Here is a 22212-nt window from a genome sequence, read left to right on the forward strand (position 1 = left end):
AAATGCCATGTCCACTTTCATGTACAGCGGGTCAAATCCAATGTAGTTTTGGAATGATTCCAGCTGTTTTTAATGCTTTGCCTGATTCTATGGTATTTATGCCAACACCTGCAGGAAAAATTATGGATAATATACCTATGGTTAATATCCCGCCATTTGGGATGTGCCAGTCTCCAGCCAATCCCATGGTTGTTGCTTTAACTGCAGCGGCTCTAGGGGTTTTTACTCCAGCACCTTGTATACCAGCTATTTCAGCTCCATGGCTGACAACTTCACCAACAGTTCTAATGGGTGGAAAACCAGCTTTAGATATAAATTCAAAAGGAATATGTATGTGGGGTGGAATGATATCTTTTTTAAATCCAGGACAAACTCAAGTTTTATAGCTCAATATTTTTGTGAGAAATTTATTCATAAATGATAATTTGAAACTTGGTAATTTTGAACTTGAGATTTCATTTCCTTCTGAATCAAAATTCTTTTGATATATTATTTTTCCATTTTGATATGCTTTACATTCAGTTAAAGTTCCTGCAAGAGAGTAAAATTTAGAAAATCCATTTAAAGTTCCATCTATATACTCTTGCTCTAACATTTTATTTTGATTTGGATAGAATGTAGTAACAGTTCCTGAAAGTTTTCCTTTTCGATAGAATTCTTGTTTAATTAATGTATTTGTTGTTTCATTAAAATACTTGCTCTCACCTTCAAGTAAATTATTAAAATATGTAGACGATTGAATTAAATTTCCATTGCTAGAATATACTTCATATTTACCATTTAAAGTGCCATTTATATAAAGCATACAAATATTTTTTATTCCTTGAGAGTAAACAATGAATGGGCCATTTAGTTTATTAGATAAAAATTCCATTTCATAGAGTGTATTGCCAAATTCATCCCAAATTGTTGTCTTTCCTTGTAGTAACCCATTCAAGTAGTAAGAAATTTGTTTTTCTTTACCATTCATGTGATAGAGTTTAAAGTCGCCATTCAATCCGAAATTATTTTTATGACAAATACTTTTTAAATTACCATTATCATAGTATTCTTTAATTTCCTGCAAACTATCATTTGAATTCATGGAGTCTCCATTAAACAATTAATTTAGTTTAGTGATAGCACCTTTAATTTCTAAAGGTCCAGACGCTTCTATTTTTCCAATGGCACCTTTCATTTCAAAAGATAAATTACTTTCAATACCTACAGTTGGCCCTTTAATATTTGTTGCTGTACCTCCTGAGATTTTTAGATTAGCAGTAGCTGTTAATTGAGTATCCATTTTAGATGTGGTTTTTATATTATTTCCTTCGATTGATACATTATTTTTGGCAGAATTTTTTATACTGTCCTTTGCATTTACTGAAATATTTTCAGCATTAATTTCAATATTTTTATCCGCATTTAATGTTATATTTTCTTTTGATTTTAATGTTATGTTCTTATCGGTTTCAATGATCAATTCTCCTTTTTCTATAGTGATTGAATAATTTCCTTCTTTTAGTGTTACTTTTCTATTACCTTTATTTATATTAAAGGTATAGTCACCTTCTTCTAGTTCTACTATTGAATTTTTTTGAATTTTAAAATTTGAGTCATTAGCAACCAGTATTTCAAGATCCTTTGAGGTGGACAAGGTTATTTTTTCTTCATCTTTTTTGTCATCAAAAATAAATTCATGCCCCTTTTCCCCATCAGGTATTGAGCAAGTTTTTATTCCAGATTTTGTGTAACCTTCTGAATTTTCTTTTCCTTCAAAAGGTGAAGCATTTGATCCATTATAAAGACAACCCAGAATAATAGGCTGGTCAGGATCGCCATTGATAAAACCAACAACAACTTCTTGCCCAACTCTAGGTATAAACCAAGCTCCCATGGAACTATTTTCTCCACTTCTGCCACCAAAAAATTGTGAAACACGAATATCATTTGAGCTTTCTTGATTAAACTCATGATCTTGATCCCAGTAAAATTGTACTCTAATTGTTCCAGATTTATTAACATAAACATTCTCATTTTTATTTCCTACAACAATTGCTAACTGTATTCCATGAACAATTGGTTTTTTAAACTTTAAATTAGGAGCAAATTTTTTTTCTGCTGGAAAAAAACAAATATTATATAATAGTCTCGATTTTTCGATAGTAAAAGATCTTTTAAATATAACATATTCACCATCATATTCTGGATAGTCTTTTGATTTAATCTTTATTTTTGTTCCAATATCAATTGGTCTTCGTATATAACTTTCAAAATTAGTGGAATCGTAGTTTTTTTCTAAAAACAGTGTTGTTAAGTATTTTTCAACATCAGAAATACTTTGAAAGTTTTCACCATAAGTAGAGAATAAATTTTGATCCTCATTTTTTTGCTGCTTTGTTAATTTTGTCTTTGGAATTTTATAATTATAAGCATTTACTAATATTGAGTTGATTATCTGTCTTTCTCTGCTTAATGGAGGAAATATCTCAGTAAACTTATCTTTTGCTGAGAATTGATAGACAACATTAAAAGGAATTTTGGTCTCATCTTTAAATTGTGTATAATTATCAGAAATTATAAATTCACAAGTCTGTTTATTGGTGTCATAAAGATAAAAGTAGAATATTCTATTTTGCTCTAATAATCTTGAAATAAAATCTAAATTTGATTCTTCATATTGAGTTATGTATTCTAATTTTTTATAAATTGATTTATCAGAAATATTTAATTTATATTCTGAATAATTATTCTCTTTTAATATTTCTTCAACTATTTCAATACAAGATTTGTTTTGAAATATTTTTCTTCTTCTACCTTCATTTAATTTGTAGAAACTTGGTTTTATATTGAAGGTATAAATTTTTTCTTTTTTATTTTTAATTTCATTATTTTCTGAAAAGAAATTATAAATATATCCCGTGTAATTAATTACTCTTTTTTCTTTTGGATAATCTGTAATTTTGTCTGGAATTTCTATATAAATAATGACCTTTTTATTAAGGACGCTTTGATTAATTTCATTATTTGTATCTATAATACTTATTAATAAATCATCAATTTCAGATATTTTTTGGATAAATTGCAGATTATTAATTATGTATTTGTTTTTTACCGTCTCTATCTGTATTTCAGAATAAACTTCTATTAAAAGTTTTTCAGTGATATTAATATTCATCTTCTCTCATCCTAAATACTTTCAATTTTATTTTATTACCCTTTGAATGTGTATTATTTAAATATGTATTAATTCCAAGGTTGTTTTTTTCTTTTTTAAGTATCAATGGCTTATTACTGTTAAAAATTAAATATAAATCATATCCAATTTTTTTGTTTGTATAAACGTTAATTAAATTTATTATTTTATTGCTAGTAATAAGTTTTATAGCTTCTTCAATTTTATCTTCTTTATCTAAATGAAAAATAATATCTATTTTTCTAGATGGAATTATTTTACACTCTCCTAGATAAGAGTTTTCTCCTAATCTAGTAGAAGAAAGTAATTTTGCTTGTAATTGAATTGGAATTTCATAAAATTTACCTTTATTATTTTCAATACTAACTTGTAATGTTGTCAGATTTTCAAGTATTATTTTCAAAGATGTATTTGATTGAAAATCATTATTGATAAGAGAAATAAATTTAAAATAGTTTGAGTTATTTGAAGCTCTTAAATTAAGACTATGAAAGATCTCAAAATAAAGTTCTCTATTTTGAAGAATAAATCTATTTCTAATGATTTCTAAATATTGGTGAAATATCTTATTAAAAAAAATATTAAAAAACTCTTTAAAAGAATTATTTTTACTATAATTGGCAATTTCTAGTAAATAATCAGGTAATATTCCTTTCATTCCGAGAAAATTATTTGCATTTACTTTGATATATAAATTATTTTCATTTGATATAGATATTTCATGGATTGTATTTAGTGTATTTGAGAATGAATAATTAATTAGATATGTTAAGTTGTTGTTTTGTATCTTGAAGTTCTTGCTTAAGTAATTTATTAGAGGAATTAACTCATATTTAGTGGAAATTGTTTTTAATAATTCTTTTTGCTTTTTTGATATTTTACTCATAATGTGGTTTTTCTGTAATATTGTTCTATTTTATTTTCTTTTTTTATGATTATTGTAGCTTCATTATTTATTGGTAAATAAGATTTAATAATAAAAAGTAAAAATTCTCCAAATATACAATAACTTTCTAACTTGGAATTATCATTGTCTAAAGTAAAATTAAATTCAAATGAATCAACCATGCCATCAAGCATTCGTCTTGTTTTGTTAATCAATTTTTTATTTATAGTCACTTTTTTTATACTGTTGAAAAATGCATTTATTTCTTGATAATTTTCGGGTGTATTTAGATTGTATAAATCAATTATTTTTTTTAATTTTTTTAGGAAAAATGTTTCATCAAAAAGTGGAAGACTGTTGGTTTGGTATAGGTTTAATAAGCTCCATTGAAGATTATTATTTGTATTTATTCCAATAAAAGAACTACTATTTTTCAAGGCATAAATTTTCTTTACAGGGCATGCAAAGTCTGTTTCAAATAAGTCATTTTCGAATATTTGCTCTGCATATTTTCCATTAGTTACAAATAAATTACAAAATACCGGAATATTATTATTGCTGTTGTTAATTGGTTGTATAAAATTGAATAGTAATTGAGATGGATTTAATAAATCTCGTTTAATTTCATAAAAAGTAGTGCACATTATTTCGTTTGGTAGATATGAACTAATTGGGAGAATTTCTTCATTTTCTTTATTTGCATAGTAAACATTATTTACAGCGAATATAGTTTCAAAATTTTTCAAACTATAGTTTGAGTAAACAAAATATTGAGTTTTCTTTTCATCAAAAATTAATGGTTCACTCGTTTTTCTATACAAATTTATAATTGGTACTGTATTAAAAAGAATATAATTTTTCTTTAATGAAAATTCTCTTTCTTGGTTTTTTTCGTAGGATAAAATAATTTCAAATTCTCCAGTAATGTTTTTTAATTCTTCATGATATATTTCAATATAGTAAAGTTTTTCTTTGAAAGAAAAGAAATCGCGTATTATTTTAACCGCATCGTGAAAATTTTTATAATATTCAGTATTATTAGTATATTCTTTAAATGCAGGGAGTATAATGTTATTTGCAGGGACTCTAAATTTAATATTTCTTTTCTTATCTTTTAAGAAAATTTCTGTTTTATTATTAAATAAAAGATCTAAAAAATGTGCACGTGAATATTTTGGAGCATTTAAATAGAATTTTAAACTATTAATATTTATAGCTTTTTGTCTTCCTCGCATTGGAATAATTGATATGCTTAAATTTATTTTTTTGCTATTTTCCAAATCCTTTTCATTTGTAATAGTTTTAATTTCTAGAGGTAGAAGTGTAATTTCTGTTTCTGTCATAAATTTGCAAAATTCGCTACCAAATTTTCGATAAAAAATAGTGTTTTTTGGTATATTTACACCATTTGTTAAGGTACTAATCTGTGTTTCATCTAATTCAAATTTTAATATGTTTTGCGCAGGAATAGGCTTATTTCCTGAATGATGCAGATTATCTAAAATATTTGCTGTTATCGGATAAGTACTATTATCTATTTGTTTTTGTAATTTACTCGTGAGGATAGCAAATGATTCAAGCATAAGTTGGATATGAGGGTCATCGCTTCCATTTAATGAAAATCTTAGTTTTGAAGCTATATCAGGAAATAGTTTAGAGTAATTTTGAATTTTTTCATACAAATACATTAATTCGTTTTCTATGTATTCATTTTCAGTTTGTTCAAGCATAATACCAACCTAAGAATGTTTACTTATATTTTATTTTATTTATTTAAAAGAGGAAATTTTTTGGTAGGAATAAATTACCTAATGCAATGAAATTATACACCAGCACTACCAACAGGTGGATCTGTACACTTGATCAAAAAGGAATCTAGATTACCTCCGTGTTTACCTTGGTCTGAAATTTCAGCTTCGGTCATTTTGCCATTTGTAAAATGTAAAATGAATGTTCCATGCCGCATTCCTGATTCATAGCCATGAATTTTTACATTTTCTAATTCTAGTTCAAGTTTAAAGCTGTAAGCATCATTTAATTTACAAATTTTTGAAACTTTAACTTTTGTATAATGGTCATAATTTCCACCTACGCATTTGATAAAATCATTGTGAATCTTTTTTCTTGATGCTCCATCATCTAGCTTTAAGGTAATTTCAATTGGTCCAACCATAGCTTCAGGATCAGGTTTAGAAGGCGAACTTTGTTTTTCATCAGAAATAGGTTTGCTAAATTCAAGTATTTCTACAGAATCTTCATAATTTTTTCCTTGGAAATCACCTTTTATTGGCAAAGTTCCGCCTTCAAAATGAACAACATAGTAGTCTCGATCATAAAACTTCATAACAGTCTCCTAAAAATTGTTAAAACTTCTTACCCAGCAGCTGGAGGAGGAAGTTCAGAAACAAAACGAATTGAAACAGTAAGCTCATTCAATTGATAATGTGGTCTAAGGAAACAAACTGAGCGGTAGCAACCAGGTTTTCCTGGAATTTCATACACATCAATTCTAGCTTCGCGTAACGGGTAAGATGCTTTGACGCTCTGTGAAGCGAAATCATTTAATAAAACATAGTGAGATATCCAATTGTTGAGAAAAATAGAAATTTCACCAAGACTTGTAAAAGAACCTATTTTATCGCGCATTATAACTTTCAAGTAATGTGCAAATCTGGATGCAGCTAGAATATAAGGAAGTTGGAGGGCAATATTGGCATTTGCTGTAGCAACAGGATCTTCATATTCTTTTACTTTTGCGACAGTTTGTCCGCCAAAGAAAACAGATTGATTTGAATTTTTTCTATAGCACAAAGCAATAAAGCCCAAATCACTTAATTCTTTTTCTCTTCTATCTGTAATAATAATTTCTGTTGGGCATTTTATTTCTTTATCACCTGCAGGTGAGATATAAGTATAAACAGGTAAATTATCTACTAATCCGCCTCCTTCTACCCCACGAATTGCAGCACACCAACTATATTTTGTGAATGCACTTGTGATTCTGTTACCTAATACATATGCAGGATTTCCCCATAAGTATTTTGTATGATCTGATCCATTCATACTTTCTTCAAAATTAAACTCATCAACTTCTAAATATCCTTTTCCATAAGGTAACCGTTGCATTACTCTTGGTAGTGTCAAAGTTACATATTTAGAGTCTTCATTATTGCGAAAAGAATTCCATGATAGAAATCCAGATGTTTCAAATAAACTTACCAAATCTCTTGGATTAGGCATTTCTGTAAAACAATCCATTTCAAATAGATTTGGGTTACATGAACTAATAAATGGAGCATGCGCTGCAGCAGCAACATGTGATATTCCTTCGAGCAGGGCAATATCTTTTGGAGATTTGCTAAAATAATAATCACCTATTAATAAAGAAAAAGGATCTCCACCAAATGTACCATATTCTTCTTCATAAACTTTTTTGAAAAGCGCGCTTTGATCAAAGTCTAAGGCTTTTTCAATGTCTTTCAGTAACTCATTTTTATCTGCTGATAATAACTTAAGCTTTAAAGTTTTACCTGTTTCAGTATTACAAACAAATTTATGTAATCCTAACCAAGAAGCTTCTAGTTTTTGGAATTCAGGATGATGTAGTATCTCATTGACTTGATCAGTTAAAATTTGATCTATTTCTGCAATTCTTCTTTGTAATGGAATAATTAAATTTTCACAATCAACAATTTCGCCAAACTTTCCATTTACAACTTCATCAGCGAATGCTGAAACAATATATTTGGCATAATCAAGCTGACTTTCGTCTTTAATCATTCGTGAATTTTGTACTAATTCAATACATGCTGTTGACATTATAATTTCCTTTTAATTTTTTGTTTCTGGTGGGGTTTCTTTAGATTCAATGAGTGACTTTGCTTTATTTGAATCTTTTGCTGCTTCAAGTAATAACAAATGCAACTTGTCATTAGTGTCAACTTTGCTAATTAAATCTAAAAGACTTTTTCTTTTATCCAAAAGCTCATTTAAACAATCTACATTTTTTACTAAATTTCCTGGTTTAAAATCATCAATCGACTCAAATTTTAAATTGAATTCTCTTTTTTCACCTTCAGTACCTTTTAATTTATTTGCTACAGAAAGAGTTAATGCGGGTGAAATTTTAGACATGACTAAATCGAAGTTTGCTTTTTCAATATCTACAAATTTTCTTTCTTTAAGTGTATTAGTTGGAGTGCTATGTCCTTGTAAATCAGCGATAACCCCAACTACTAATGGGAGCTCTTTTTTTTCACGAGCATCACCTATTTCTAAATCATAGGTGATTTGTACTCGTGGTCTTCTAATTCGGGATATTTTATGCTGTGTACTTTCTGAAGCCATATTATTCTCCATTTAATAGTTTTTAAATTGCCCCAGACCATTTTAACAATGAAGAAATATTACATACAGGGAAAAATATTCATTATTTATGTCAAAATGTAGAATGAATAAATTACCTAGTGACAAAAATAATTTTGTTATAATAATATTTATTCAGTAAATATTACATCTTTAAGAAGTAGGAAATGAAATGAATTTTCATCAAGTACCTGAAATGATTCAGTGGCATGAGGGAATGCCTTTGTTACCACATCACTTTCAGCAATTAAATCTTCGATACGAGTCATTGGTTAATAATTATTTTAGTTTTTTAGATATAAATAAATATGGAATTATTAAACTTGAAATTGATCAAATTGAATTAATTAGAAATGTTTATAGTATTAATTATGTTGAAGCTATTATGCAAGATGGTTTGTATGTCAAATCAGGGAAAAGCGAAAAAGAAAAATTAACATTTAATTTACCTGATCCTTCATCTGATAAACAAAAAATCAGCCTGTTTTTATGTGTACCAAAATTGTCTGAAAAAAACTATGTTTTAGGCCATTATCCAAGGTATTTATCTTCAACAATTCATCAAGTTGAAGATCTAAATACCTTATCTGACCCAATACAAATTTCAAGTTTGACACCAAATCTTTTTATAGCTTCAGAGAACGAATTAAATCCACAATTAAATAAAATTAAACTTTGTGATTTATTGGTTCTAAATGGTACATGGCAATTTAAAGATTACATTCCAGCACAAATTTTCCTTGAAAAATCTTCATATTTGTATAAAAAATGTCTTGATATTACGCAAAAAACAAGAATAAAAGCAAATATTATTTCGGATAATTTGAATAACATTGAAAACAAATATAGTCAAATTAATGAAAGTTTTTTATTTTTAATATCACTAAATCAAATACTTCCACTATTTGAGTTTTATTTGTCTTGTGAAAGAGTAACACCTTTTCAGTTATATGAACTTCTTTTAAAACTGCTTGGTGCATTAAGCCAATTAAATGATAATTTTATTGCACAATCTCCAATTACTTATGACCATCAAAATTTACTATATACCTTTGAAAAAAACTTTGAACTAATAAATCAGCTGTTAGAAAAAAGTATTAGCGATAAATACCATTCTATTTCTTTTCAAGAAATTGGTTATAAATATGTACTTGATATTCCATATTCTAAATTAAATTCAGTAATTTATATTGGAATTAAAAAGTCAATAGGAGATAGTGAAAGTAATATAACAGATTGGCTCTCAAATGCAATTATTTGTGATGAAAGTAAATTAGATATTTTCATAAGAAATAGAGTTCTTGGTTACAAAAGAAATAAAATGGAGAAAGTACAAAATATTGTCCCAGCAAGGGGAGTTACTATATTTGAGTTAGTTTTAGACAACTTTACAAATGAAAATTTTAAGCTTTGTATTTTTAATGATAATAAAAATATTTTAAAACCTGAAGAAATTTTCTTTTACCAAAAAAAGTAGAAGTGCTATGGGTCAAGTAATAGAAGCTCTTTTTTTTGAAAAATTTTATCCCAGTCATATGGAAGAAAAAGGCGATGAAATTTGGAAAATAACAAAGCGAAAGAACAATTTGCTTAATTCTATTGTTTCTAACATTTATTATATTTTGAATACAAAATCATGTTTAACTGTTGAAGAATTTTTAGAAAAAAAGTTAACTGTATTAGATTTTGGAATACCTGATTTATCTCAATATATATCAGCATATTTTGTGGATACAAAAACAATATCTGAATGTATTATTCATGCTCTAAAGTATTATGAAAAAAGAATTGAGAGTGTTCAAATTAATGTTAAAGATGAACAATTTAAAAAAGTGATTTATATTTTAGGGAAAGTAAAAGATTTAGATGGAGTAAATGAAATTCTAGCATTTAAAGCTATTGCAGGAAATGCTTAAGGTTTAGGACTATAGAATTTTTGCAATTTCTAAATAACCTTTTTCTATCGCAATTTCTTTGGGTGTTTTATTATCTGAATTTTTTATATTTTTATTAATATTTTTTATTTTTAAAATGCTTTTTACAACATCAATATCTTTATTAAGTACTGCATAATGGAGTGGCGTGTTACCATCAACAAAACATGAATCATTTGGATTCAAATTTTGTAGAGGCAATAATTTTTTTAGAATGGCCCTTTCCATAGCTTCGGTAAAAGGCCTTTCCCTGGTTAAATATGTTAAAATATTGAAACTTTGTTCATCTCTGGTATTGACGTTTACTTTATTTGAAGCTAATAGAGCTGTAATACAATCAATTTTTTTATCTTTTACAGCCATAAAAAGTGCTGAGTTATGATTAGGAGTCTCTATATTCGCATCGATATTTGGGTGAGTTAAAAGAAGTTTTATCATTTTTGGATCATCTTCTGTAACTGCTCTATGCAAAGAAGTATAACCTAAATATGTTTTATTGACTTCTAATTTTGGGTGGGTAAGCAAAAGTTCTACAAATTTATATTTTCCTTCACCAGAGGCTATATATAAAGGAAAACTTTGATTTAAACTTTGTTCATTAGGATTGGTTTTTTGATGAAATAATATTTTTTTAAAGCATTCAATATTATTTCTACTTATTGCATAATGTAGGGGAGTCATTTCAGAAAAAATTTTATTAGGATCAAAATTTGCATAAGCTAAAATAATATCTAGCGCTTCTAAATTATTAAAATATATACAATATCCTAAAGGTGATAAAGATGATTTATCTAGGGAGTAAACATCAATATTGCCTTTTTTTAATACTATTTTCAAAATTTCATTTTTTTTGTTCGCTATTGCTGCATGGATTGCATATTCTTTTGAATTTACAGTCAATGGAATATTAGGATTTAAATAGTTAAATTTATTTAAAAACTTTAAAATTGATATTTGATTTTGCAAAACAGCTAAATGATAAAGAGTATAGCCATCTGGAAAAATATAGTTTAAATTGATATTTAAACGAAGTTTATCTAATAGGTATTCAAAAGCTTTCAAATTTCCTAGACGTACGCAACCATTAAGTAAAAAAGGAAGTTCATCAATATTTGTATAAATAATATTTAACTCAAAGATATTTTTATCTTCAAATTCATAATTATCTTTTTGCTGAGATTTAAAAGTAAAAAGTTGAAAAGAAATAGGTTCAGTGTCTTTTATGCTTTTTAAAAAATCACTTTTATTAAATAGATTATTATAGACGAGTGAAGAGATTTTTTTTAGAAAAGTAAGATAATCATTATTTTTACATTTTTCAATATAATTTTTTCCAAGTAAGCTATAGTAAATATGATCAAGATTAAAAAAAACATTTAACTGACCATTGTTTATATTAGGATCAAAAAAAGTTAGTTTTATTTTGGTATTTAATGAACTTTTATCTAATTCAGCGAAAAGAGCCATTGCATGATTAATTGCGTTTATATATATGCATAAATAATTATTAAGAAAAAGTCGATCAATAATATTAGCAATAAAAAAATCTAATTTATCAATATAAGTAACGCCTATGTTACTAAAATATAAATAATTATTTATATCTTTGAAAAGTGCTTTGATTGTTTCAATAAATATAACTTCATTTTTATTCAAATTTTCATCAGGATAGTGTAAAAAACTTTGAATAGAAGAAATATTATTATAAAACCATTCAATATTAAAATCTAAAGCTAAACCGCAAAACATGATATTTTTATCAATATTATTTTGTTCTAGAGCTTTGCTTAAATTTGGCATTGCTTCTTTTTTTCGTTTTAAGTCGCGAGAAAATTTTGAGTAGTATAGTTTATTATTTTTTGGAGACTTATTGTTTTGAAACCAAAAGTTTTCCATGCAAATTAACCAAAGACATGAAATTCCAGCGCATAATCCTGCATAGTCTTTAGGTATTTTATCAAATTTTCTTAAATGTTCTAATGTATTGAGCGAAAGTAAATTATTTTTATTTTGTAAATCATTTTCAATATAACTTTTATAACCAGGCATTTTTAACTCAAGTTGATTTTAAGTAAAGATAAAAATAACTATCAATAAAATAAGAAAAACTCCTGCAAACCAAAAAATTCCCATAGGTTTTTTTACTTCATAAGGATCTTCCTCTTCTAAGGTAACTAATTTGTTATTTTTAAATTTATCTAAGAGGGAAGTTGATTTATGTTCTTTTTCATCTTTCATATTACTTTTGGGAGTATCTATAGCATGCAAATCTTTTTTTTCATCACCATGAGAATCCATAGCATGCGAATCTTTTTTTTCATCACCATGAGAATCTATAGCATGTGAATCTTTTTTTTCATCACCATGCGAATCTTTTTGTTTTTTAGCTTCACTTTCTGCTGTATTTTTCTGCGAATGTGAATTTAGTTTCTCTTCACTTTTTTTTGCGGACTCTTCCTTTTGTTTCATCGGGGCGGACTTTTTTGTTTCAGCCTTTGGCTCATAAACTTCTTCACCATTTTCTTTATGGACATTGGCATGCGTGTCAGCAAAAGATATTTTTGAAATCAGCATAAAAAACAATATGCATGAAAACTGTCTAAGTTTTATTATCCTATACTGCAAGGCGAAAGCCTCCCAAGAAAAAAATTTTGCTTGTAGGAATCTAAATTCTATGAATCTTTCTTATTGTATCTTGTTTAATGAGACTTTTGTTGGACTTGATTCCAAATTTGACGGACGAGTTTAAACCAACTTTCTGAGTTTGCTGGAGATATTCCTTTAATGCTGAAAAACTTTAAAATTGGTAAGCCTCCAAATTTTGGTCCTTGCTTTGGAACCATGTCTGTAAATAGGTAGACAGGGCCATTAATATTATGGCGTTTAAAAAGTTTTTCTGGGCCATAAATTCTTAGTTCTACTCGCAGCAGACCTTTAGGTTTATCTACTACCTGTTCAAAAAAACTTTCTATCTCATCTGACTGTTCTTCGGAGTTTGTTTGTAAACACAAAGCAAGTTCATTTTCCCCGTAGTCATGGATCATGCTTTCAAATCCATACGAGAAACTTCCATAACAAAACCATATGTCAACACAAAACCCAGGTAACATTTACTTAAATCTTCCTGAACGAATAATTCCAATAATAAGCCACAAACCAAGAATCACAGCAGTACCAAATCCAATCAGACCAAAGGTAGCTAAGAAGTCATAGAGTTTACCTTGTTTTCCATAAGTAGCAATACTACTTCCTAGAACTATAGATCCTAAAAGTATAGCAAGACTTAATCTATTTGATGCTCTATCTAATTCTCTAGTTAGAAATATAATATCTTCTGATTTAAACTGAAAGGATAGAGAACCGGCTTGCAACTTTTTTGCAAGGATTCTAAGGGTAATTGGAAGATCTTTTAAAAATGCACTGGAATCATGCAAAGCTAGCCCTAAATTTCTTTCTAGCCATTGTTTGTCAAATTGCAAAAATGAGTTTTTTTCATAATACTCATTTGCAAATTCAATGAATTGAAATTTTGGTTGAACACTTCGCGCAAAACTTTCTAAAGCAATTAAAGCTCGAAAAAAAAGAATTAAGTCTCTCTCAAGTGGTACATTTTTGCTAGCAGCAACTCTTGCTATGCGCATTAAAGTTTTACCTAATTGCAATTCGTGGAGAGGGACAGAAATAATATTATCTAAAATTTCAATAATTTCTGATTCTAATTGGCTGCTTATGGAGAGATCTTCCTTCTCTGTAAGTTCTATAAATAATCTAGCGCAAGTTTCTATGTCATGTTTTGCTAATGAATAAAACATAAATGCTAAAGTATTTCTTAAGCTTTGCTTTAAACGAACAGTTAATCCAAAATCAATGATACCTAATTTTCCATCTTGCATTTGAATTAAATTACCAGGATGCAGATCTCCATGAAAAATACCATATTGGAATGTCATATCTAAAAAAGTTTCAACACCAATTTTAATTAATTCATCAGGATTTTTTAGTGAGTTTGTATCTGTTAATTTAATCCCAAAAACTTCAGACATGCATAAAATTTTGGGAGTACAAAAGGTATAATAAATTATTGGAATATGAATTTTTAAGTTTTCTTTGAATAAATGCCGCATTCGTTCAGTATTTGCAGCTTCTTTTGTGTAGTCGAGTTCATTAAATAAAGACCTTCTTAGTTCAGAAACAATTACTGTAGGTTTTAAGATTTTTAATTCAGGAAAGGCTGTTTCCAAAAGTGAAGCTATAGTCATTAAAATAGCAAGATCATTTGTTATAATAGATTCAACTTCTGGGCGTTGGATCTTAAAAACAACATGCGAACCATTTTTTAAGATTGCCCTGTGTACTTGACCAATACTTGCAGAACCAATTGGTTCAAAATCAAAAGATTCAATTTCACTCATTAGCTTTTCTGAAAGCTCGGTAGCCAATATTTTTTCAACTGTTTCTTTAGGAATTGGTTTTACATTGTCACAAAGTCTTTTAAATTCTTCAATATAACTTTTTGGTAATAAATCTTCTCTAGCAGATAAGAGTTGGGCGAGTTTTATAAATGTGGGGCCCAATTCTTCAAATGCTAATGCTAATCTTTTGGCTCTTGTATAGTTTTGATTAAGATTAGAGGGTGATGAATTTGGTTCTTGTGAAATATTTTGTTGTAAAAGATCACTTAGTTCAGTGCGTTGAATTTCTCTTTTAAATCCGTAACGTGCCAGAATATTTACAATATGGGTCAACCTTCCCACATTTCTGATTTTTTGTAAAATACTTGATGGCATGGAAATATTACCTTTACTCGAATAGATTAAGGGTAGAAATATCTTTCTACCACTTCTTATGAGTATAATCGTCTCATGTCTGTTGCAAAATAGATGGAAGAAATGATTTCCCCCTCTTTTGTTTTCAACATCTTGAATGGGAGTTTAGAATGAAATTAACCTGTAAAGAATTTATGACCTTATATAAAAAAGCAGACCCTTCTAAGAGAATGCTGCTTGATGTGAGGGAACCAGATGAATGTGCATCTGGAGTCTTAGAAGGCAGTATAAATATTCCTGTGGGAGAATTAGAAAGTCGCTTTTCTGAAATTCCGGTTGAAAAAGAAATATTTATATATTGCAAAGCAGGAGGAAGGGCTGAAAGAGCTGAAATGTATTTAAACCATCGAGGGGTTAAAGAAACAAGAGTAGCCTCGCAGGGGGGCTATGAGGACTTAAAGTCCTTAATTTAAAGCTTTCTTTACAGCAGCAACTAATTTATCAGGAACAAAAGGTTTGACAAACCATGCCATGACCCCAATTTCTTTTCCAAGTTGTGCGTCGTCCTGGTTTGTGTCTTTGGTTAAAATAAAAATGGGTACGTTTTGTGTTTTAGGGTCTGCTTTTAGTGCTTTTGCAAGTTCAAATCCACCCATTATTGGCATATTTAAGGCAGAAATGACAAGATCTACAGGCTGACTTTTAGCTATTGAAAGTGCAACTGATCCATTGTCTGCTTCTAAGACAGTAAATCCTGATTTTGATAGAGCATATTTTGCAACATTTCTAATTGTTTTCACATCATCAACTATCAGAATAGTCTTAGCCATATGTTTTCCTTAGTAAAATTTACAGCTTACTAGTTTTCGGATTATTTTTTAAATTCTTTATTCTTAAACAAGTATTAGTTTTCATGATTAGAAAATTATTAATTTTGTTCAGTTTTTTATTTTACATAAAAATCTTTTTTTAATTTGTTAAAAAGTGAAGGAGGTTATATTATAAAGGATATTAAATTATGGCAAAAACGCGAGCTTGTTTACTTATAGGTGTTGAAGTTATAACAGTTGAAATTGAAACTTTTATTGGAAATGGTTTTTCTGGATTAAATATATTGGGGTTAAATTCTGAAGCATCAAGGAATATGCGAGAAAGAGTTCGATCTGCTCTGGAATCAATTGGTGTATTAATTCCTGCAAAAAGAGTTGTTGTAAACATTACTCCTAGTGAAAAAATAAAAGAATCGAGAACTCCTTTATCGCAGTTAGACTTTGCAGTAGCGGCCTCTATTCTATTTAGTTTATATGCAGATAAATTAAAAATAAATTATAACTTAAATGAATATTTTGCGGGAGAATTAACACTTTCGGGAGAAATTAAAGATCTAGAAAATATTTTAATTTATAAAGCTTTGTTACTCAATAAAAATGAACAATTAAGAATTAATTTATCTAGCAAGAATAAAGAAATTCAAATAAATAAAAATTTTATTTTCTATTTTAACTGTTTACAAGATTGGTGGGAGTTTGTGTGCGGAAAAAAACAATTAGAAAATAATCTTTCTAATTTTAAACCAATACTCTCTGCATCTAGTGATATTAAAAAAAATTCTGACAATAGTAATTTTTTTCAGGAAATAAAAAATATTATAATAAATTTATCTACAAATCCTAAAGCATTGGTAGGAGTTTTAGTTTCTGCTATGGGAAAACATCATATTTTGTTTGCGGGAGAACCAGGCATTGGTAAAACATATACTTTGCAAAAAATAGAAAAATTATTACCTCCATTATCAGCTATTGAAGAATTTGAAATTCAAATGATTTACTCAAAAGATAATACTTTACTTAGGCCATTTAGAAATCCCCATCATTCTGTTTCATCTGCGGCTTTAATTGGCGGAAGTTCATTAAAACCAGGAGAAGTTTCGTTGGCGCACCACGGAATTCTTTTTTTAGATGAATTGTCAGAGTTTTCAGCCCAAAGTTTGGAGTCTTTACGAGAACCTTTGGATTCTAAGTATGTATGTCTTTCAAGGGCAAATGGACACATAAGGTATCCTGCAAATTTTTTGCTATGTGCGACCACTAATCCTTGTAGCTGTGGCTATTTGTTTTCAACTTTAAAAGCTTGTCGATGCCATCCAAAAGAAACAAGGAAATACTTACAAAAATTAAGTGGTCCTTTATTGGATCGTTTTTGTTTACAAATCTGGTTAGAGCCATCAAGTTCTAGAAAAGTCCTAGATTGTTTTGAAAAAGAAATTATATCTTTTAATAATCTATATAAACTAGATAAATTTGTTGAAAATTATGGAAGAAAAATATTACAAGAAAATTCTTATTTAAATGATAATTTTTCTAATCATATAAAAGAAATTTTGAATTCAAATATGATATTCAAAAATTTATCATTAAGAGGGCAAGAAAAAGTTAGAGCTTTAGCTTATACATTTCATTTAGTATTCAATGAGATAGAAATTAATTCAAAATTCATTGAAACTATTTTAAATTATAGAATTTTAGAAAAAATGTTTTTACAAAAAAATTTATTTTAACAAATTTTTTAGATATTGAATTAAAAATTAATAAAAAATATATATTTATCTTTTCTAGCACACCAAAAAAGCTATAAATTACAATTGTCTAAATATTATCATAATTTCGCTAGAAAATTTTTCTTGTCATATTATTCTATTATAAAATATTTTAAAATCCTTTAATATCTAAAAAATTTAACTTTGCAGAAAAATAATTTTTATACGTGCAAAAATTTCTTTTTCATGTAAGCATTCAAGCGAGGTTAATTGAAAATATAATTTTAAAAAGTCTTTCATTTGTGGATAATTTTCTATTTTGTAAAAAAAATAAAAATAATAAGTTATATACAATTTTTATTCCATTTCTTCTTAGCTTTTCAAGTTTTTTATATTTAATATATAGAAAAATTTACAAAAATTTATTGCGGATTTTTAATTTTTTTGTTAATCTAATCTTAATAATGTCTGCTTTATATGAAGGCATTTTTGTTTTAATTTTTCCTTTAATAAAAATTTGATAAGTAAATAATATTTTATTCTTTATTTCAAGAATTTAAAATTATTTTATTCTACTTTAAGGATATTAGGATGCTTCATGGGAAAAAAAAATCCTTTTGTTATAACTCTCTCTCTCTTTTACAAGAACAGGAAAGAATTGAGTCCTTAAAAAGTTATTTTATTTTAGATAGTTTGTCGGATAGTAATTTTGATGAAATTGCTTATTTGGCAGTAAAATCATTTAAATGTGCTTATTCTATGATTAACTTTATTGATAAAGATAGAATTTGGTCTAAATCTATTGTCGGGAATTTTCCTGTTGAATATGAAAAATCTTTTTCTTTTTGCCAATATGCTATTCATTCGGAAGATTATTTTGTTATCCATAATACTTTGATTGATAAAAGGGTGGCACAAAATCCTTATGTAATACAAAATCCATTTATTCGATTTTATGCGGCAGTACCACTACTTTCTTATGATGGACATTGTGTTGGTACTTTAGCAATTTTTGATAACAAAGAAAACGATTTTAGTGAAGGACAATTTCAATATCTTAAGTATTTAGCTTCTCGTGTTATGAATTTAATGGAATTAAGAAGAAAAAAAGTTCTATTAGCAAAAGAATCCCGTGCTGTTAAATTACAATTTCCAAAAAGCAAAATTGGGAGAGAAGCTTTAATTAGGCATCAAACAAGTAGTATACAAAGTAATGCAATATGTAATTTTGGTGAAAGCAGTTTTAGCGCTTTCGATAAACATTCATTTATTGGAAGTGATTCTAATTCTTTAAATCAGTTTTACTCTAAAGAAAATTATAATCCAACACCCTCAATTAATTTAATTTCTGTTTTTCCCAAGAAAAAGAAGGAGCAAAATGAATTTATAAATAATTCTAAGGAACAAGAGTTTTCAGAAAACCAAGTTCAATTAACAAGCGTTATAAAGTATTTACAAAAAATCTATCGGAAGAAAATTAAACAATTACAATTTCAGTTAGAATTTATCTCACATGTGAGTAGTCATTTGACTTTAGAAACAAATTCGGCATTGTTTTATGAGCTGTTTATTTCACTAATTAATTATGCTATTGAAAGTTTTGAAGTATCAAAATATAAATGGATTTTATTTGAATTTAAAGAAAATGAAAGCGAATTAGAAATTCATTTTTCATATGCAAATTGTACATTTAATTTCTTATCTAATTATGAGAATAATAATTATTTTCAAGAAGCAAATGCTACCTTATTGAGTAGCCGGGAAGAAAAAGTAGTTTCTAATTTAGAAAACATTATTAATATGCTTAATGGCCATTGTTATCTTGATAGAAACTTGGTTAATTCAAAATTGACAATTTATATTGGAAAAAACAATCGAAGTTTACTAAATTAAGGGAAGTAAACTTCGATTGTTTCATAAATTAACTACATTTGTTACTCTATGGATTAGAGTACATTGCTCTTTTTCGTTCTAAAGCTTCTTGCTCTTCCAGTTTATTTTCAAAAGCTTCTTCTGGATCTTCATGTTCAGCATGTGCATTTTTTAACTCAGCTTCTGCTTTTCTTTCAGCTTCTGCTTTTGCTTCTGCTATAAATTTTTCAGCTAAATTTGGTTGTATTCGGTAAATCATTTGTAAAGAATCTTGCTTTACTGCTGCAATTAATCTGATAAATAATTCAAAAGCTTCATTTTTGTATTCTTGTAATGGATCTTTTTGCGCATAGCCTCTAAGACCAATACCATCTTTTAGATGATCAATATTTAATAAATGATCTTTCCACCATGAATCTATTGTTTGTAACATTACCCAACGCTCAATGTCACGCATTTGATCTGCACCAAAAAGCTTTTCTTTATCGTTATATTCTTGTTCTAGCTTTTTAGTAATGAGTTCATAAAATTCTTCACGTGTCAGCTCAGGTTTTGCTCTTTCGTCAGGATTAAATGGAATAGCTTTATTGAAGTTACGAAACAATACTCTTTCTAAATTGCGATAATCTATTGTCACCATTTCTCCAGGTAATCCACTTGGAGGTGAAAAATCATCACAAATAGTGCGTGCAAATTTTTGTATAGGTTCGCCTGCTAAAATATCTTTTACGTTTTCTTTCCGTAAAATTCTCATACGAGCTGAATAAATTGCTTTTCTTTGTTGATTTAAAACATCGTCATATTGTAAAAGCTGTTTTCGAATATCATAGTTAAAACCTTCAACTCTTTTTTGAACTTTCCCAATTACGTTAGTCAATCGCGGATCATGGATAGCTTCATCACCAACAAATCTTTCCATAATAAATTGATTAGCTTTATTATTAAATCGACGCATGAGTTCGTCTTCCCAAGATAAGAAAAACTTACTCGCCCCAGGATCTCCTTGGCGTCCTGAACGTCCGCGCAGCTGATTATCAATTCTCCGGCTTTCATGCCTTTCTGTTCCAATGACGTAAAGGCCTCCTAATTCAGGAACCCCAGTTCCTAAAATAATATCAGTACCTCTACCTGCCATGTTAGTTGATAATGTAACCCGACCCTTTTGTCCTGCCTCAGCAATAATTTTTGCTTCTTGCTCATGATGTTTAGCATTTAAAACTTGATGAGGTATGTTTTTCTTTTTTAATAATTCAGAGAGCAATTCGCTTTTTTCTATACTTACCGTACCAACAAGAACAGGTTGTCCTTTTTTATGAATTGCTTCAATTTCATCAGCAACTGCATTGAATTTTGTAGCTTGCTTTAAGTATAAAACGTCGTCGTGATCTTTTCTAATCATAGGTCTATTGGTTGGAATGACTACCACACTTAATTTGTAAATACTATGAAATTCAACCGCTTCAGTATCAGCTGTTCCTGTCATACCTGATAATTTGTCATACATTCTGAAGTAATTTTGTAAAGTAACTTGTGCAAGAGTTTGATTTTCTGGTTGTATCTGAACGTTTTCTTTGGCTTCTAATGCTTGATGAAGTCCATCAGAAAATCTTCTGCCATGCATAAGTCTTCCAGTAAATTCATCAACAATAATGATTTGACCATTTTGAACGATATAATGATCATCTTTTCTAAATAAGACATGGGCTCTTAAAGCATTATTACAAGCATGGACAAGTTCATTATTTTCTGGGTCAAAAAGATTTTCAACATTTAATCGTTTTTCAACTTTTGAAATTCCTGCTTCAGTTAAAGCGCAAGCTCGAGATTTTTCATCTACAGTATAATCAATTTCTTTTCTTAAACCTCTGATTGCATTATTAGCAGTAATGTATTTATCTGAAGTTGTATCTGAAGGACCGCTAATAATTAAAGGAGTTCTTGCCTCATCAATTAATATTGAATCAACTTCATCAACTATAGCAAAGTGATGACCTCTTTGAACGAAATCATCCAGGCTAACCTTCATATTGTCTCTTAAATAGTCAAAACCCAACTCATTATTTGTGGCATATGTTACATCACAGCGATAGGCTTCTTGACGTTCTTGATCGCTCATGCCGTTTAAAATGCATCCTGTTGTTAATCCTAAAAATCCATATAGTCTTCCCATTTCTTGGGATTGAGTCGATGCAAGATATTCATTTACCGTAACAACATGAACACCTTTACCAGTGAGAGCATTTAAATAAACAGGAGCTGTTGCTGTTAACGTTTTTCCTTCTCCTGTTCGCATTTCTGCTATTTTTCCTTGATGTAAAACGCTTCCACCAATTAATTGGACATCGAAATGCCTTTTTCCTAAGGATCTTTTACTTGCCTCACGGACAACAGCAAATGCTTCAGGAAGAAGAGAATCTAGGGTCTCACCTTTTTGATATCGCCCCTTAAACTCAGCTGTTTTAGCTTTTAATTCCGCGTCAGTTAAAGCTTGCATCGTCGCTTCGAGCATATTTATTTTTGTAAGAATAGGCGCAATTTTACGTAATTCTCGATCGTTTTTCGTTCCAAAGAGTGATTTGAGAATATTTAACATGACTTAAAGTTTATCCTTTCAAACAAAATAAAAAGCTTAAAACCACCAGCCTTTTAACATACAATCTGCTTGTGTGCCAATTTTA

At 28.3% G+C, this 22212-nt stretch carries 19 protein-coding genes; 6 read left to right on the top strand and 13 right to left on the bottom strand.

Annotated features, from left to right (window positions below; all coding sequences use genetic code 11):
- Window positions 1–2 precede the first annotated feature (2 nt).
- Complete coding sequence (locus GOY08_RS08780; RefSeq protein WP_158998524.1) at window positions 3–386, top strand: DUF4280 domain-containing protein; 384 nt, start codon at window positions 3–5, stop codon at window positions 384–386.
- Here the strand turns inward: GOY08_RS08780 and GOY08_RS08785 are convergent.
- The 7 genes from GOY08_RS08785 to tssB all read right to left on the bottom strand — a co-directional run bounded on the left by GOY08_RS08785 (window position 374) and on the right by tssB (window position 8408).
- Entirely contained in the window at window positions 374–1084 is a 711-nt protein-coding gene (locus GOY08_RS08785; protein ID WP_158998525.1) for a toxin-antitoxin system YwqK family antitoxin, read from the bottom strand. The two genes, GOY08_RS08780 and GOY08_RS08785, sit on opposite strands and share 13 nt — an antisense overlap.
- An 18-nt stretch (window positions 1085–1102) precedes the next feature.
- Window positions 1103–3157 (bottom strand): type VI secretion system Vgr family protein, encoded by a 2055-nt coding sequence (locus tag GOY08_RS08790; protein ID WP_158998526.1) that lies wholly within the window; start codon window positions 3155–3157, stop codon window positions 1103–1105.
- Entirely contained in the window at window positions 3147–4061 is a 915-nt protein-coding gene (locus tag GOY08_RS08795; protein WP_158998527.1) for a type VI secretion system baseplate subunit TssG, read from the bottom strand. The genes GOY08_RS08790 and GOY08_RS08795 overlap by 11 nt, the downstream gene beginning before the upstream one ends.
- Complete coding sequence (locus tag GOY08_RS08800) at window positions 4058–5791, bottom strand: type VI secretion system baseplate subunit TssF (RefSeq protein ID WP_158998528.1); 1734 nt, start codon at window positions 5789–5791, stop codon at window positions 4058–4060. Before GOY08_RS08800 ends, GOY08_RS08795 begins: the two co-directional genes overlap by 4 nt.
- A gap of 92 nt (window positions 5792–5883) precedes the next feature.
- Window positions 5884–6405: a type VI secretion system tube protein Hcp gene (locus GOY08_RS08805; protein ID WP_158998529.1), complete on the bottom strand. Its 522-nt coding sequence runs from the start codon at window positions 6403–6405 to the stop codon at window positions 5884–5886.
- 29 nt (window positions 6406–6434) lie between these two features.
- The gene (tssC, locus tag GOY08_RS08810) at window positions 6435–7880 is read right to left on the bottom strand and encodes a type VI secretion system contractile sheath large subunit (RefSeq protein WP_158998530.1); all 1446 of its coding nucleotides are present in this window, start codon (window positions 7878–7880) and stop codon (window positions 6435–6437) included.
- Between the two features lie 12 nt (window positions 7881–7892).
- The gene (tssB, locus tag GOY08_RS08815) at window positions 7893–8408 is read right to left on the bottom strand and encodes a type VI secretion system contractile sheath small subunit (protein WP_158998531.1); all 516 of its coding nucleotides are present in this window, start codon (window positions 8406–8408) and stop codon (window positions 7893–7895) included.
- Between the two features lie 190 nt (window positions 8409–8598).
- Here tssB and tssK point away from each other — a divergent pair, with 190 nt between their 5' ends.
- Together tssK and GOY08_RS08825 are read left to right on the top strand one after the other, a co-directional pair.
- Complete coding sequence (gene tssK, locus GOY08_RS08820) at window positions 8599–9903, top strand: type VI secretion system baseplate subunit TssK (RefSeq protein ID WP_158998532.1); 1305 nt, start codon at window positions 8599–8601, stop codon at window positions 9901–9903.
- A 7-nt stretch (window positions 9904–9910) separates the two neighbouring features.
- Window positions 9911–10342, top strand: coding sequence for a GPW/gp25 family protein (locus tag GOY08_RS08825; protein WP_158998533.1), 432 nt, complete (start codon window positions 9911–9913; stop codon window positions 10340–10342).
- Between the two features lie 9 nt (window positions 10343–10351).
- On the opposite strand, the gene GOY08_RS08830 is transcribed toward GOY08_RS08825, so the two are convergent.
- The 4 genes from GOY08_RS08830 to GOY08_RS08845 all read right to left on the bottom strand — a co-directional run bounded on the left by GOY08_RS08830 (window position 10352) and on the right by GOY08_RS08845 (window position 15147).
- The gene (locus GOY08_RS08830) at window positions 10352–12409 is read right to left on the bottom strand and encodes an ankyrin repeat domain-containing protein (protein ID WP_158998534.1); all 2058 of its coding nucleotides are present in this window, start codon (window positions 12407–12409) and stop codon (window positions 10352–10354) included.
- A gap of 18 nt (window positions 12410–12427) precedes the next feature.
- Window positions 12428–12934: a hypothetical protein gene (locus GOY08_RS08835; RefSeq protein ID WP_158998535.1), complete on the bottom strand. Its 507-nt coding sequence runs from the start codon at window positions 12932–12934 to the stop codon at window positions 12428–12430.
- 125 nt (window positions 12935–13059) lie between these two features.
- Window positions 13060–13470: a hypothetical protein gene (locus tag GOY08_RS08840; RefSeq protein ID WP_158998536.1), complete on the bottom strand. Its 411-nt coding sequence runs from the start codon at window positions 13468–13470 to the stop codon at window positions 13060–13062.
- A complete protein-coding gene (locus GOY08_RS08845) occupies window positions 13471–15147 on the bottom strand; it encodes an ABC1 kinase family protein (protein WP_158998537.1) in 1677 nt (558 codons plus the stop codon).
- 149 nt (window positions 15148–15296) lie between these two features.
- Here GOY08_RS08845 and GOY08_RS08850 point away from each other — a divergent pair, with 149 nt between their 5' ends.
- A complete protein-coding gene (locus GOY08_RS08850) occupies window positions 15297–15599 on the top strand; it encodes a rhodanese-like domain-containing protein (protein ID WP_158998538.1) in 303 nt (100 codons plus the stop codon).
- Here GOY08_RS08850 and GOY08_RS08855 read toward each other — a convergent pair.
- Window positions 15591–15956 carry a response regulator gene (locus GOY08_RS08855; protein ID WP_158998539.1) on the bottom strand — a complete coding sequence of 122 codons (366 nt, stop codon included), beginning with the start codon at window positions 15954–15956 and terminating at the stop codon, window positions 15591–15593. The genes GOY08_RS08850 and GOY08_RS08855 overlap by 9 nt on opposite strands.
- Window positions 15957–16144: 188 nt before the next feature.
- On the opposite strand from GOY08_RS08855, the gene GOY08_RS08860 reads away from it, so the two are divergent.
- Both GOY08_RS08860 and GOY08_RS08865 read left to right on the top strand, forming a co-directional pair.
- The gene (locus GOY08_RS08860; RefSeq protein WP_158998540.1) at window positions 16145–17683 is read left to right on the top strand and encodes an ATP-binding protein; all 1539 of its coding nucleotides are present in this window, start codon (window positions 16145–16147) and stop codon (window positions 17681–17683) included.
- A 570-nt stretch (window positions 17684–18253) separates the two neighbouring features.
- On the top strand, window positions 18254–19555 hold the full coding sequence (locus GOY08_RS08865; protein ID WP_158998541.1) for a GAF domain-containing protein: 1302 nt from the start codon (window positions 18254–18256) through the stop codon (window positions 19553–19555).
- A 46-nt stretch (window positions 19556–19601) separates the two neighbouring features.
- On the opposite strand, the gene secA is transcribed toward GOY08_RS08865, so the two are convergent.
- On the bottom strand, window positions 19602–22127 hold the full coding sequence (gene secA, locus GOY08_RS08870; RefSeq protein ID WP_158998542.1) for a preprotein translocase subunit SecA: 2526 nt from the start codon (window positions 22125–22127) through the stop codon (window positions 19602–19604).
- Between the last annotated feature and the right edge of the window lie 85 nt (window positions 22128–22212).

This window comes from Pigmentibacter ruber, assembly GCF_009792895.1.
In the GTDB taxonomy this organism is placed as follows: Bacteria; Bdellovibrionota_B; Oligoflexia; order Silvanigrellales; family Silvanigrellaceae; genus Silvanigrella; species Silvanigrella rubra.

Coding starts and splice junctions, on each gene's coding strand:
- GOY08_RS08830 (WP_158998534.1), bottom strand. CDS start 12,409: ATGCCTGGTTATAAAAGTTATATTGAAAATGATTTACAAAATAAAAAT.
- tssB (WP_158998531.1), bottom strand. CDS start 8,408: ATGGCTTCAGAAAGTACACAGCATAAAATATCCCGAATTAGAAGACCA.
- GOY08_RS08860 (WP_158998540.1), top strand. CDS start 16,145: ATGGCAAAAACGCGAGCTTGTTTACTTATAGGTGTTGAAGTTATAACA.
- GOY08_RS08790 (WP_158998526.1), bottom strand. CDS start 3,157: ATGAATATTAATATCACTGAAAAACTTTTAATAGAAGTTTATTCTGAA.
- GOY08_RS08825 (WP_158998533.1), top strand. CDS start 9,911: ATGGGTCAAGTAATAGAAGCTCTTTTTTTTGAAAAATTTTATCCCAGT.
- GOY08_RS08795 (WP_158998527.1), bottom strand. CDS start 4,061: ATGAGTAAAATATCAAAAAAGCAAAAAGAATTATTAAAAACAATTTCC.
- GOY08_RS08805 (WP_158998529.1), bottom strand. CDS start 6,405: ATGAAGTTTTATGATCGAGACTACTATGTTGTTCATTTTGAAGGCGGA.
- secA (WP_158998542.1), bottom strand. CDS start 22,127: ATGTTAAATATTCTCAAATCACTCTTTGGAACGAAAAACGATCGAGAA.
- GOY08_RS08785 (WP_158998525.1), bottom strand. CDS start 1,084: ATGAATTCAAATGATAGTTTGCAGGAAATTAAAGAATACTATGATAAT.
- GOY08_RS08865 (WP_158998541.1), top strand. CDS start 18,254: ATGCTTCATGGGAAAAAAAAATCCTTTTGTTATAACTCTCTCTCTCTT.
- tssK (WP_158998532.1), top strand. CDS start 8,599: ATGAATTTTCATCAAGTACCTGAAATGATTCAGTGGCATGAGGGAATG.
- GOY08_RS08840 (WP_158998536.1), bottom strand. CDS start 13,470: ATGTTACCTGGGTTTTGTGTTGACATATGGTTTTGTTATGGAAGTTTC.
- GOY08_RS08850 (WP_158998538.1), top strand. CDS start 15,297: ATGAAATTAACCTGTAAAGAATTTATGACCTTATATAAAAAAGCAGAC.
- GOY08_RS08845 (WP_158998537.1), bottom strand. CDS start 15,147: ATGCCATCAAGTATTTTACAAAAAATCAGAAATGTGGGAAGGTTGACC.
- GOY08_RS08855 (WP_158998539.1), bottom strand. CDS start 15,956: ATGGCTAAGACTATTCTGATAGTTGATGATGTGAAAACAATTAGAAAT.
- GOY08_RS08800 (WP_158998528.1), bottom strand. CDS start 5,791: ATGCTTGAACAAACTGAAAATGAATACATAGAAAACGAATTAATGTAT.
- GOY08_RS08835 (WP_158998535.1), bottom strand. CDS start 12,934: ATGCTGATTTCAAAAATATCTTTTGCTGACACGCATGCCAATGTCCAT.
- GOY08_RS08780 (WP_158998524.1), top strand. CDS start 3: ATGCCATGTCCACTTTCATGTACAGCGGGTCAAATCCAATGTAGTTTT.
- tssC (WP_158998530.1), bottom strand. CDS start 7,880: ATGTCAACAGCATGTATTGAATTAGTACAAAATTCACGAATGATTAAA.